Origin of the sequence: Mesorhizobium sp. (assembly GCF_004962245.1) — a bacterium.
Lineage (GTDB): Bacteria > Pseudomonadota > Alphaproteobacteria > Rhizobiales > Rhizobiaceae > Mesorhizobium.
The window spans coordinates 22,786-34,654 of sequence record NZ_SUHQ01000042.1; the positions used below are offsets into that span (position 1 = coordinate 22,786).

Genomic DNA, 11,869 nt, shown 5'->3' on the forward strand with positions numbered 1-11,869 from the left:
GAATGTCACAGGAAGAAACAAGAAAAGGTATGAGCAGACGCCAGTTGCTCGGCACCACCGCTTTCGCAGCAGCAGCCGGAGCGACCGGCGCGGGCGGCGCACTGGCTCTAGCGGGAGGCGCGGTATCCCCGGCCGCGGCACAAACCGCGTCGACCGCTGGCGGCAGCTACGAAGTGAAGCCTGGTGAGCTTGACGAGTATTACGTTTTTTTCTCGAGCGGGCAGTCGGGTGAGATCCGGGTGGTGGGCGCGCCGTCCATGCGCGAAATGATGCGCATTCCGGTGTTCAATCGCTGCAGTGCCACCGGCTGGGGCCTGACCAATGAGAGCCGCAAAGTGCTGACCGAGGGTCTGCTGCCGGAGACGGTGGAGTTCCTGAAGGACAAGGGCGGGGTCTATCACAACGGCGACCTGCACCATCCGCATCCGTCCTTCACCGATGGGACCTATGACGGCCGCTATCTCTACGCCAACGACAAGGCTAACACCCGCGTCTGCCGCATCCGTCTCGACGTGATGAAATGCGACAAGATCATCCAACTGCCGAACCAGCACACGGTTCACGGTTTGCGTGTCCAAAAATATCCCAAGACGGGATACGTGTTCTGCAACGGCGAGGACCGCGTGCCGCTGCACAATGACGGCACCACGATGAATGACAAGAGCACCTACCGCGCCATCTTCACAGCGGTCGACGGCGAGACCATGAAGGTAGCCTGGCAGATCATGGTCGACGGCAATCTCGACAACGTCGACGCCGATTACCAGGGCAAGTACTGCTTCGCCACCTGCTACAATTCGGAAGAGGGTGTGAACCTCGCCGAGATGATGGCGAACGAGCAGGACTGGATCGTTGTTTTCAACCTCAAGCGCATCGAAGACGCGGTTGCGAAGGGCGATTTCGAGAAGATCAACGGTGTTCCGGTGCTGGACGGCCGCAAAGGATCCCCGCTCACGCGCTACATTCCCGTTCCCAACAGTCCACACGGCATCAACACCGCACCGGACGGCATCCATGTTGTGGCGAACGGCAAGCTGTCGCCGACGGTGACCGTGTTCGACGTGCGAAAGTTCGACGATCTTTTTGACGACAAGATCCAGCCTCGTGACACCGTTGTCGCCGAGCCGGAACTGGGCCTTGGGCCGTTGCATACTGCCTATGACGGAAAGGGCAACGCCTTCACGACGCTGTTCATCGACAGCCAGATCTGCAAGTGGAACATAGAAGACGCCAAGCGGGCGTTCGCCGGAGAGCAGGTCGACCCGATCCGCCAGAAGCTGGACGTGCACTACCAGCCGGGGCACAACCACACCTCCATGGGCCAGACCAACGAGGCTGACGGCAAATGGCTCATCTCGCTTAACAAGTTCTCAAAGGACCGCTATCTGAACGTCGGCCCTCTCAAGCCGGAGAACGATCAGCTCATCGACATCTCGGGCGACGAGATGGTATTGGTGCACGACAATCCGACTTTCGCCGAGCCGCACGACGCCACGCTCGTGCACCGCTCCAAGATCGATCCAGTGCATGTTTGGAACCGCGACGATCCGTTCTTCGCCGATGCGGTCAAACAGGCGGCCGCCGATGGCATCGATCTCACGTCTGACTCAAAGGTGGTTCGAGACGGCAACAAGGTCCGCGTCTACATGACCTCGGTGGCCCCGGCATTCAGTCTTGAGGAGTTCACCGTCAAGCAGGGCGATGAGGTGACGGTCTATGTCACAAACATCGACGAGGTGGAGGATTTGACCCACGGGTTCAGCATCATCAACTACGGCATCAACATGGAAGTGGCGCCGCAGGCGACCGCTTCGGTGACTTTCAACGCGAGCAAGGCCGGCGTTTACTGGTACTACTGCTCGTGGTTCTGCCATGCCATGCACATGGAGATGAAGGGCCGCATGTTCGTCGAGCCGCAAGGCGTGTGAGCCGATGGCTCGACTTGGCATCATTGCATTGGGGATGGCGGCGTTTCTCGCCGCCCTCCCCGGTTCGCCCGCGTGGGCCAAGCTTATCCTGCAGGCCCCCGGCGCAGGGCGCCTGCAGGCGGTGATAGACGCCGCCTCACCCGGCGACGTCATCCGGCTGCAGGCGGGTAAGCATGAGGGCCCCGTCACCATCGGCAAGGTGCTGACGCTGGAAGGCCAATCCGGGGCCGTGGTCGCAGGCGGCGGGAGCGGCAGTGTCATCACCGTCACCGCACCGCGGTCGATCGTGCGCGGACTGGAGATCAGGGGATCGGGACGGAACCTCTCCGAAATGGACTCCGGCGTCTTCGTTGCGAAGTCGGCGACTGGAACGCGCGTCGAGGACAACACGATCCTGGACAATCTGGTCGGCATCTACCTCCACGGCGCCGAGGATTCGCTGGCGAAGGGCAACAGGATCGTCGGTATGCGCGAAGGGCGAACCAGCGAGGCCGGAGACGGCATATCTCTGTGGAACGCTCCGGGCGCCCAGGTGGTCGAGAACGACATCAGCTTCGGCAGGGACGGTATCTTCACCAAGACGAGCAAGCGCAACGTCTTCAGAGGCAATACGTTGCGCAGCCTGCGCTTCGCGATTCATTACATGTACACCAATGACAGCGAGGTCAGCGGCAACGTTTCGGTCGGCAACAATGTCGGCTACGCCATCATGTATTCGAAGAACCTGCACGTCGAAGACAACATTTCGGACGGCGACCGCGACCACGGCCTGATGCTCAACTATGCGAACGGTTCTGTGATCACGGGCAATACGGTGCGGGGACGGCTTCAGCCGGTGGAAAGGTGGACGGCCGCGGGCCGCATGAGCGGCGCGCATGCCGTGCCAAACACGGGACCTGCCGACGTCGCGCCGAATGACCGCGGAATGCGCCTCGGTCCCGAAAAGTGTGTATTCATCTACAATGCCAACAAGAACGAGTTCCGCAACAACCTGTTCGAGGGATGCTCGATCGGGATCCACTTTACGGCGGGTTCGGAAGGAAACGCCATGTCGGGCAACGCCTTCGTCAGGAACCGCAACCAGGTGAAGTATGTCGGAACGCGCCATCTCGACTGGTCGCAACAAGGCCGGGGCAATTATTGGAGCGACAATCCGGCATTCGATCTCGACGGCGACGGCATTGGTGACAATCCTTACCGCCCGAACGATCTGGTCGACCGGGTCCTGTGGATCTCTCCGCAGGCGAAGGTCCTCATGAACAGTCCCGCGGTCCAGGTGATCCGCTGGGCGCAGACGCAGTTTCCGGCGCTCCTGCCCGGCGGCGTGGTCGACAGCCACCCGCTGATGGCGCCACCTCGGAAGAGCAGCCATGACTGACACCGTGAACGTTACCGGCGTGACCAAGTCCTACGGCAAGGTTCCTGCCGTAATCGACGTCACGTGCAGTCTCAAGGAGGGCGAGACGATCGCCCTGGTCGGCCATAACGGCGCCGGCAAGACAACGCTCATCAAGCTGATGCTCGGCCTCATCCGTCCGGACTCGGGAATGGTCCGGGTCCTGGGCGAAGACCCGGCGGCGGGCCAGTTCGCCGCGCGCCGCAGGCTCGGTTACCTGCCGGAGAACGTCTCCTTCAACATGGCGTTGACCGGACGCGAGACGCTGAGCTTTTACGCTCGCCTGAAACGCGTTCCGCTTGACACCGTTGGAGCCCTGCTCGAGCGGGTCGGCCTGGCAGGTGCGGCCGACCGTCGCGTCGGTACCTACTCGAAGGGTATGCGCCAGCGACTTGGCCTTGCACAGGCGCTGCTCGGTCGCCCGAGGGTGTTGCTCCTCGACGAGCCAACGACGGGACTGGATCCGGCGCTGCGGCACAGCTTCTACGAGATCGTCGCCGAGTTGCGGGCGGACGGCGCGACCGTCCTGCTGTCCTCGCACGCGCTGACGGAACTCGAAGGCAAAGCGGATCGCGTGGTGATCGTCAACCGCGGAGCCAAGATCGCGGACGGCACGATCGAGGAACTTCGACAAATCGCAAAGCTGCCGACGCGCATCCGCGTCAGGCTCGCGGAATGTGAAGCAGGCAAGGTGGACGACTGGATAGGCCGGACGGGCGCCTGGAAACGCATCAACGGCCATGTGCTGGAGATCGACGCGGAACCAAGTGAGAAGATCTCGCTGCTCAGAAGCGCTGCCTCCACTGACGCGCCGGTGGTCGACCTCGACGTTGCCCCTCCAAGCCTCGACGAGCTCTACGCCCACTTCCTTGGCGCTGAGGAGGCACCTCAATGATGAACATCCTTATCGTCGCCCGCAAGGAAATCCAGGAGGGCTTGCGCAATCGCTGGGTCCTTGCCACGACACTGCTGCTTGCAGCGCTAGCCCTGACGCTGACCTTCCTTGGGAGCGCTCCGACGGGGACCGTCGGCGCCGGCGCGCTCGACGTGGTCATCGTCAGCCTGTCCAGCCTCACCATCTTCCTCGTCCCGCTGATCGCGCTTTTGATCTCGCATGACGCAATCGTCGGGGAAATGGAACGCGGCACGATGCTCTTGCTACTCAGCTATCCCATCGGACGCTGGCAGGTGATCATGGGCAAGTTCATCGGGCACCTTGCCATCCTGTCCTTCGCTACGCTGTTCGGTTACGGTGCGGCCGCGGCTGCGATGGCTGCAACCGGGGTGCCGATCGATACGGCGAGCTGGACGGCATTCGCATCGATGATACTTTCCTCGATCCTGCTGGGCGCGGTGTTCATTGCCATCGGATACCTCGTCAGTGCGCTCGTCGCGGAGCGCGGAACAGCGGGAGGGATCGCCATCGGGGTCTGGCTGCTCTGCGTCCTCATCTACGACATGGCGCTGCTCGGTGTGCTGGTCGTCGACCAGGGCCGGACGATCGGCGGCGGGCTGCTGAGCGCGCTGTTGCTGGCCAATCCGACCGACGCCTACCGTTTGCTGAACCTCGGGTCGGAAAGCGTGGGAGCCCTGTCCGGCATGGGCGGCGTAGCCGACAATGCGGCGCTCGGGCCAGCTGCTTTGATCGCGGCGCTGGTCGCCTGGGCGCTTGCGCCGCTGGCGGCTGCTGCGATGGTGTTTGCCAGGAGAGAACTTTGAGACTGCTTCTTTCCGCGGCGATTGCCGCCTTCATGGTGCTTGCCGGGTGCAGCGACAGCGGCGAGGTAGAAATTCCGAAGCCTGTCGCCCTGACGGAGACTGCTGTCGGCCACTACTGCGGCATGAACGTGCTTGACCACCCCGGGCCGAAGGGGCAGGTCCTGCTTGGGCAGATTCCCGAACCGATCTGGTTTTCGTCGGCTCGCGACGTGGTCGCCTTCACCATGCTGCCGGAGGAGCCGAAGAACATCTCCGCCATCTATGTCTCCGACATGGCCAAGGCTCCAAGTTGGGAGGCGCCGGGGGCGGAAAACTGGGTCGAGGCCAGGCAGGCCTTCTACGTCATTGGAAGTTCGGTGCGCGGCGGCATGGGCGCGGCGGAGACGGTTCCATTCTCGACGCAAGCCGCGGCCGCCAAGTTCGCCGAGAAGAACGGTGGACAAGTTGTTAGCTTCGTCGATATCCCACGCGACTATGTGTTGGGAGCGGACGGTTCCGCCGCGCAAGACGATGTTCCGCTGGAAACCACCGGTGCAACCCACCAGGAGCCGCATCATGGCCCATAAACTGAGTCGCCGCCGTTTTATCTCCATAACCGCTTCGGCCGCAGGCCTTGGTCCGCTTCCGGCAGGGGCCGTGACCAAGGGAGGAGTCCAAACGGTGACCTGGGAGGGACAGGCACTCGGGGCCTCAGCCTCGCTGACCATCCATCATCATGACAGGGCCACAGCCGGCCTGCTGGTGAAGCAGGCTGTCGTTGAAGTGGCGCGTCTGGAGCGGATCTTCAGCCTTTACCGGGCCGATTCGGCGCTTTCGCAGCTGAACAGAATGGGAGCCCTTGCCGCACCGCCGCCGGAACTCGTAGCTCTCCTCGAGAAAAGCCGCGTCGTCTGGGAGCTGAGCGGCGGCGCGTTCGATCCGACGGTCCAGTGCCTATGGACGTTTCTTGCGAGCCATTTCGGCGGGACCAAGCCCGACCCCGCCGGACCACCGGAGGCGCAACTGCGCGAATTTCTGGACCTCGTGGGTTTCGGCAACGTGCTCTTCAGCGAGGACAGGATCGCCTTCGCCCGGCGGGGCATGACGCTTACGCTCAACGGCATCGCCCAGGGCTTCATTACAGACCGGATCGTCGACATGCTTCGTCGAGGCGGCGTCACGAAGAGCTTGGTCGACATGGGCGAAATCCGCGCCATCGGATCCCGGCCTGATGGTGGTCCCTGGAAAGTCGGCGTCGAGCGCGCGCCAGGCGAGGCCGGGTTTTTTACCGTCCTCGAGATCGAGGACAATGCTGTCGCAACGTCCAGCCCGGATGGATTCCGCTTCAACGATGGGAGCCGTTTCAACCACTTGATCGATCCACGCAGCGGGCTCGGCGCAAGCCTTTACCGGGGCGTGGCCGTCGTTGCGCCGGACGCGACCACCGCAGACGCGTTTTCGACAGCCTTCAGCCTGTTGCAGCCGGATGCCGTCCGAAGCATCGTGGCGGAGTGGCCAGGACTGCGGGCGCGGCTGTTGGAGGCTTCGGGTCACCTTGTGGAGTTCGGGCGCGGGTAGCGGCGACCGATAGTTGGCCGCGCTCCTGAAGCGCAATTTCTGCGACCGCCGCGGGTGTCGCCGCCGCCGCGCCGGCGGGAACCCGTGCAACTGGCTTCGCAGCCGAGTCGAGTCGCACATGCTGCTGGCTTGAAATGGCTCGTGTTTGCGCAACTGCAACGACGGTTCGCCAATGTCCGGGCAACATCCGCGTTTGGAAGGAACCTAGAAATGGCTCGCAAGCCCGCAGTTGACCCGGATGTGACTGTCGACGAAATCATGCGCCGTTGGCCAACGACTATTCGCGTGATGATCCGCCACCGCATGCTATGCGTGGGATGTCCTATCGGAGCATTCCACACTGTCTCCGACGCCTGCCGCGAACACGAAATCTCCGAAGAGGATTTCGTGCTGGAACTGGAGGCGGCGATGGCAGGCTCAGTGGCTTAGGCTTTAGTGTGGGTTCTCGGCAAACAGCATCAGTCGTGGGGATCAGTAACCGTAACTTTCTTTCGCCCGCCGTTGATGTAGCGAGTGATAAACTGGTGGCCTTCCGGCGAGGTCCGCACTACGCGGACGTGGCCGGAGAGAAGGAGGGTGGAACGAACGCGCCTCCTCGTCCTGGGAGGATATCTCTAGAACCATGGCAGACCGGGTGGACCGGGCCCTCTAACGTCGTCGATCTTCTCGCCGGACAGCCGCAGAAGGCTGGCAGACGCCCGATAGGGAGCTGTCGAAGGATGGCGTCCGACGGAAATCTTTCCCGTGCTTCGCAAGGTATCTGCTTCCCTTTCTATCCGTTGTTTGCGACTGCGCAAACAACGGATCCCGCACGAGGGCTATAGGGCGGGTTAACGGCTGGATGAAGCCACGTCTCAGAAAGGAAGAAGAAAATGAACAGGATTGTCGCGATGCTCGCTTTCGGAGCCGCGGTCGCTTTTGCCGGAACAGCCAGCGCCGCGGAGTTTGAGGTCAGGATGCTCAACAAGGGCGAAAAGGGCGCGATGGTTTTCGAGCCTGATTTCGTGAAGGCCGCCCCCGGCGACACAATCCGTTTCATCCCCACAGACAAGGGGCACAACGCCGAAACCGTCAAGGGGATGATCCCGCACGGAGCTGAACCCTTCAAGAGCAAGTTCGGCGAGGAAATCACCGTCACGCTCGACGCGGAAGGCGTCTATGGCGTGAAGTGCACGCCGCACTACGGCATGGGCATGGTCGCCTTGATCGAGGTCGGCAACCCGGTGAACCTCGACGAGGCCAAGGCAGCCAAGCAGTCCGGAAAGGCCAAGGCGGTCTTCGCCGACCTCTTTGGCCAGGCGGTCGCCAACAAGTAGATGGAGGCGGCTATACGGCTGGCCCGAATACCGGGCTCCAGCCTCGTTCAAGCTGTGTGCAGCCCTCGCCCCACTGTAGCCGTGAAGGACTTCCCATGCGACGCCATGCAACCGCAGCCCCCATCTCCGGAGGACTCGCCTCCGAATCGCTTGTCGAACGCATGCGTCGCGGCCTGGCGGAAGCAGGCCTCGACTGCGGGTGCCGGGAAGCGGCAAACGATCTGCTCGACCGAATAGGATGGGATGAGGATGTCATCCGGCGCACGGGCGGCCTCGCTGACGCCCGCCGGATGCGTGACTCCATCGTGATCGTCCTCGCCCTTCTGGAAGAACTCGACAGCCTGACGCTGGATGAGCCGGACCGTTCCGCCTTCCACGAGCTCGCAGGACTGTTCGACGACATTTCGGAATTCGCCGCGTTCGGCGCAGACGCCGCCCGAAGGGCGGCCGGAGGAGGAAACAGTTGATGGCTGGAGCTCCTGCTGCTGCTCCTGACGACCGTTCGGTCCTGCGAAACCTTCGCAGGGCGGGCAACACCTCGCGCGATGGTCGCGGCCGTATCGCCACGATGCCGCCGATCCTGCAATACGGATTCCGACCGTTCTTTTTCCTGGCAGCCCTTTATGCAGGCCTTGCGATCCCGGCGTGGCTCGGAGTGCATTTTACGGGCCACACGCTTCCGGGGCCGTTCCCCGGACTGGCATGGCACGCTCACGAGATGCTGTTCGGGTATCTGAGCGCCGTTGCCACTGGATTCGTCCTCACGGCGATACCCAACTGGACGGGCCGTCTTCCTCTGAGCGGCTTGCCTCTCGCCGGGCTGGTGGCACTGTGGCTGATTGGCCGAGCCGCCTGCGCCCTGGTGGCGGAGCCGGTCTTCGCTGCGGTGGCCGATCTCGCATTCCCATCGGTCCTTGCTTTCGTCATTTGGCGCGAGGTCGTCGCAGGCAGGAACTGGAAGAATGCACCAGTCGCGGCGATGATCACACTGTTCGGCGTCGCCAACGCCCTGCATCACGGCGAGAACCTTGGACTCGCGCCCGATAATTTGGGCCTGCGGCTGGCACTCGGCGCGGCAGCGATGCTCATCGCCCTGATCGGTGGACGAATCGTCCCCAGCTTCACGCGCAACTGGCTGGTCAAGGCTGGCAAAGCACGACTGCCCGCGAGCTTCGATCGGATTGACGAGGCGGCCCTCGTGACGACGGCGCTCGCCGCCGGCCTCTGGATCGCCGTTCCGGAATCGGCGGCGACGGGTGCCGCGCTGTTCGCCGCCGGAACGCTCCTGGCTGCGAGACTGATCCGCTGGAGGGGTCACCAGACTGTCAGGGAGCCGATCCTCCTCATCCTTCACGTCGGTTACGGATGGCTGGCTGTGGCCCTCTTATTCCTCGGAGCTTCCAATGTCTCGGATGCAGTGCCCGAAAGCGCCGCGCTCCACGCGCTGACTGCGGGCGCGATCGGAACCATGACGCTTGCTGTCATGACGCGCGCAAGTCTTGGTCACACGGGCAGGGAGATCGTCGCGGACCGCACCGTCGTCGCAAATTACTGCGCGGTTTCGCTGGGCGCGGTCCTGCGGGTGGCGGCTCCTTTCACGGGCGAGTGGTACGTGCATGTGCTTGCTTGCGGCGGCGCGCTCTGGAGCGCGGCGTTCCTCCTGTTTGTCGTTCGATTCGCGCCAGTTCTTTTTCGGGCGCGAGCAACGTCAACCTCGAGAAGGTCGTAAAACCGAGGAAAAATACGACTGCTGGCGGAATGCTGTGGCAGGGCGCGCAGCTACGCGCGATTTCCCCGACCGGCAAGCTGAAGAGGGGTTGTCAGGAAGGCGTTGGAGGCGTTGTTTGTATCCGCGTGAGTTATACCTTGGAGATTACTCAGTCCAAACAGTACGCCGAAGCCGAATGGTACGCCGACGTCTGGCTGGTCGTCTTCTGGGTCACCTACGCGCCGGAAGGTCGTAATCTGAGCATTGATTTCATTGTCTTTTTTTGTGTTCCTCAAGTCTTCCCGTATCGTTCCGCGACTAATGACAACGTCGAACAACCGACAGCTGCCGCTGCAGGCCGGTGGCCGATAGCAGTGATTCCACTTCGTCTAGTTGCTACAACGACAGAATTCGAAGAAGACGCCTAGTAAACGTCCAGTACATCGACGATGGTGTGCCGGGGACCCCGGCCCTTCCCCCCTGCCCTCATCTGCCCCGACGGCGAAGCAGGCACTATCGACAACAATGAGATGTAAAGCGCGACTGCGGAGTGTATCATTTTAATACAATCCTCGATTGGTAGACTCGCGCGTTGCACGGTCGGTTAATTCTGCGTCAGGTCAAGGGGGGAAAAGGCTGCGATGGAGGAACAATGATGTCTGTGCAAAAAAGGACTATCGAACGAACAGAGCAGACTATGTGATTGCCGCGCAGCATGGTCGACCGACCGCTGATGGCGATCGCGATGAGATGCTGGCAAGAAAAAAGAAATCCCTGTGGCTGAAAGATCGGCGATCTGCCGAATTGGCCGCAAACCCGTCGGAAAGTTCAACAGAACCGAAACCCAGAACGCGCGGCTAGCGGTCCAGCGCCAGTCCTACTGCCCATCGTCAAGCCCCCGTTTGGGCGAAGCTGGCGGCGCATTCCGGTCTGAGCAATCGAGGTTGGACCATTGCGCACAAGGAGCGGGCCTATCGCCCTCGCTGCCGCGGTCCACGAGTTTTGCGAATCCGAAGGCGAAAAGAAGCGCCAGGACAACCACTATTCGGACTGTCGCATGCAATTGCAACAGAATCTCGCCTGGGATTGACCCAGTTCGGAGGGGTCTAGCGTTTTTTGGTCAGAAAGCGGGCTTCTCGTATAAGCGACGCCCAGCTATATCCCAACACGGCGATAAGGTCGCGAGCCTGCTGTTCGGTGACACCCGCCTCTTTAACCAAGCGCTGAACAATAGAGTTGTCAGGGGGGGCGCTGGGTGTTCTGTCCCTATCGTCAGCCATCGGAAAAAAGTCCCTAGGCAGCCTAACGCGACCATTTGGATTGAGTTCCTTCACGATGGCTTCCGCGATCACGGAATTACTCGAATCGCCATACTCAATACTGTCCAGCGGCAGCGGAGCCCCATCCGCTAGGCCGGTGCCTGTCAAGCCCCCCGCCCAACTGGTGCCGGCCGTCCCCTCTTTGCAAATGTGGAAAGTCGCCTATTGCGAACGCCCGATGGCTATTAAGGCGCTGGGGTGTCGGAGCTGACGAGCGGATTCGGGGCCGAGAGCTCGAAGCCTTTGGGCGCCATGAAGAGCAGCACGATGACCAATGCGATGGATGCAATCACGGCAGCTGTGCCAGCAACTTTTCTCATCAATCTCCCGGACAACTTCATTTGCCACCCGACTGGACGCGAACCCGGCTTGAATTTGTATAGGCGCCTCTCGTCATCAGCCCGAACGGGTCTATAGGCTGGATCCTGCTTTTAATCGACGCGCGCCACCACCAAAATGACACCTTGTGCAGCGTTCGGATCGCCGGGCTTTTTGGCAAGATCGGCGAGTGTCCCGAAAAGCCCGCCAGCAAAGCCGCACCAGGACGGCGCCGACGAGAGTCAAAGCAGCGACCGCTCCGAAAGGACCTCTGCCGGAGTCTCCAAAGATGCCCAGATTTGCTAACAGACCAACTGTCGTGCCAAGAACGACACCTGCGCCGGGACTCTGCCGGACGGCGCTCATTCATCGTTGTTAGACCCGACGGCGCAAATTGTTCACAGTTGTCGTTGGAACAGCCGACGACGCCAATCTGTTCGCGAGGAACTCCCGCTGCCCGAAGCGCGGCAATGGCACATGCTGTCTGCGCATATGAATCGAACAGTTTGCTAAGCATTCGCATTTGGCATCAAGTCGCCCGCCGCTCGTAAGCGGCGGGCTGTCCTCCCAGTTGCTTTAGGTCATTCAATGATTTTGATGATCTTGCG

Annotated in this window: 12 protein-coding genes; 11 read left to right on the top strand and 1 reads right to left on the bottom strand. The window is 61.7% G+C overall.

What is annotated here, in order from left to right:
• Positions 1-2: 2 nt before the first annotated feature.
• The 11 genes from nosZ to E5X88_RS30560 all read left to right on the top strand — a co-directional run bounded on the left by nosZ (position 3) and on the right by E5X88_RS30560 (position 10,052).
• A complete protein-coding gene (gene nosZ, locus E5X88_RS30505; RefSeq protein ID WP_292167814.1) occupies positions 3-1,928 on the top strand; it encodes a TAT-dependent nitrous-oxide reductase in 1,926 nt (641 codons plus the stop codon).
• A gap of 4 nt (positions 1,929-1,932) precedes the next feature.
• Complete coding sequence (locus E5X88_RS30510) at positions 1,933-3,306, top strand: nitrous oxide reductase family maturation protein NosD (RefSeq protein ID WP_292167816.1); 1,374 nt, start codon at positions 1,933-1,935, stop codon at positions 3,304-3,306.
• Positions 3,299-4,219, top strand: a complete 921-nt coding sequence (locus E5X88_RS30515; protein WP_292167818.1) for an ABC transporter ATP-binding protein — start codon at positions 3,299-3,301, stop codon at positions 4,217-4,219. Before E5X88_RS30510 ends, E5X88_RS30515 begins: the two co-directional genes overlap by 8 nt.
• Complete coding sequence (locus tag E5X88_RS30520; RefSeq protein WP_292167820.1) at positions 4,216-5,043, top strand: ABC transporter permease subunit; 828 nt, start codon at positions 4,216-4,218, stop codon at positions 5,041-5,043. The genes E5X88_RS30515 and E5X88_RS30520 overlap by 4 nt, the downstream gene beginning before the upstream one ends.
• A gap of 32 nt (positions 5,044-5,075) precedes the next feature.
• A complete protein-coding gene (locus E5X88_RS30525; protein WP_292167841.1) occupies positions 5,076-5,609 on the top strand; it encodes a nitrous oxide reductase accessory protein NosL in 534 nt (177 codons plus the stop codon).
• Between the two features lie 94 nt (positions 5,610-5,703).
• Positions 5,704-6,600, top strand: a complete 897-nt coding sequence (locus E5X88_RS30530) for an FAD:protein FMN transferase (protein ID WP_292167822.1) — start codon at positions 5,704-5,706, stop codon at positions 6,598-6,600.
• A 210-nt stretch (positions 6,601-6,810) separates the two neighbouring features.
• Entirely contained in the window at positions 6,811-7,029 is a 219-nt protein-coding gene (locus E5X88_RS30535; protein ID WP_292167824.1) for a DUF1858 domain-containing protein, read from the top strand.
• Between the two features lie 443 nt (positions 7,030-7,472).
• Positions 7,473-7,916 carry a pseudoazurin gene (locus tag E5X88_RS30545; RefSeq protein ID WP_292167826.1) on the top strand — a complete coding sequence of 148 codons (444 nt, stop codon included), beginning with the start codon at positions 7,473-7,475 and terminating at the stop codon, positions 7,914-7,916.
• A 161-nt stretch (positions 7,917-8,077) separates the two neighbouring features.
• The gene (locus E5X88_RS30550; RefSeq protein WP_292167828.1) at positions 8,078-8,383 is read left to right on the top strand and encodes a hypothetical protein; all 306 of its coding nucleotides are present in this window, start codon (positions 8,078-8,080) and stop codon (positions 8,381-8,383) included.
• A gap of 101 nt (positions 8,384-8,484) precedes the next feature.
• A complete protein-coding gene (locus E5X88_RS30555; RefSeq protein ID WP_292167830.1) occupies positions 8,485-9,645 on the top strand; it encodes an NnrS family protein in 1,161 nt (386 codons plus the stop codon).
• Positions 9,646-9,674: 29 nt separating this feature from the next.
• Positions 9,675-10,052, top strand: coding sequence for a hypothetical protein (locus E5X88_RS30560; RefSeq protein WP_292167842.1), 378 nt, complete (start codon positions 9,675-9,677; stop codon positions 10,050-10,052).
• A gap of 678 nt (positions 10,053-10,730) precedes the next feature.
• On the opposite strand, the gene E5X88_RS30565 is transcribed toward E5X88_RS30560, so the two are convergent.
• On the bottom strand, positions 10,731-11,051 hold the full coding sequence (locus tag E5X88_RS30565) for a hypothetical protein (protein WP_292167832.1): 321 nt from the start codon (positions 11,049-11,051) through the stop codon (positions 10,731-10,733).
• Positions 11,052-11,869: the final 818 nt, after the last annotated feature.

What these genes read in the sequence shown, in the direction of transcription:
- nosZ (WP_292167814.1), top strand. Translation starts at nt 3, where the DNA reads ATGTCACAGGAAGAAACAAGAAAAGGTATGAGCAGACGCCAGTTGCTC.
- E5X88_RS30510 (WP_292167816.1), top strand. Translation starts at nt 1,933, where the DNA reads ATGGCTCGACTTGGCATCATTGCATTGGGGATGGCGGCGTTTCTCGCC.
- E5X88_RS30515 (WP_292167818.1), top strand. Translation starts at nt 3,299, where the DNA reads ATGACTGACACCGTGAACGTTACCGGCGTGACCAAGTCCTACGGCAAG.
- E5X88_RS30520 (WP_292167820.1), top strand. Translation starts at nt 4,216, where the DNA reads ATGATGAACATCCTTATCGTCGCCCGCAAGGAAATCCAGGAGGGCTTG.
- E5X88_RS30525 (WP_292167841.1), top strand. Translation starts at nt 5,076, where the DNA reads ATGGTGCTTGCCGGGTGCAGCGACAGCGGCGAGGTAGAAATTCCGAAG.
- E5X88_RS30535 (WP_292167824.1), top strand. Translation starts at nt 6,811, where the DNA reads ATGGCTCGCAAGCCCGCAGTTGACCCGGATGTGACTGTCGACGAAATC.
- E5X88_RS30545 (WP_292167826.1), top strand. Translation starts at nt 7,473, where the DNA reads ATGAACAGGATTGTCGCGATGCTCGCTTTCGGAGCCGCGGTCGCTTTT.
- E5X88_RS30550 (WP_292167828.1), top strand. Translation starts at nt 8,078, where the DNA reads ATGCGTCGCGGCCTGGCGGAAGCAGGCCTCGACTGCGGGTGCCGGGAA.
- E5X88_RS30555 (WP_292167830.1), top strand. Translation starts at nt 8,485, where the DNA reads ATGCCGCCGATCCTGCAATACGGATTCCGACCGTTCTTTTTCCTGGCA.
- E5X88_RS30560 (WP_292167842.1), top strand. Translation starts at nt 9,675, where the DNA reads ATGCTGTGGCAGGGCGCGCAGCTACGCGCGATTTCCCCGACCGGCAAG.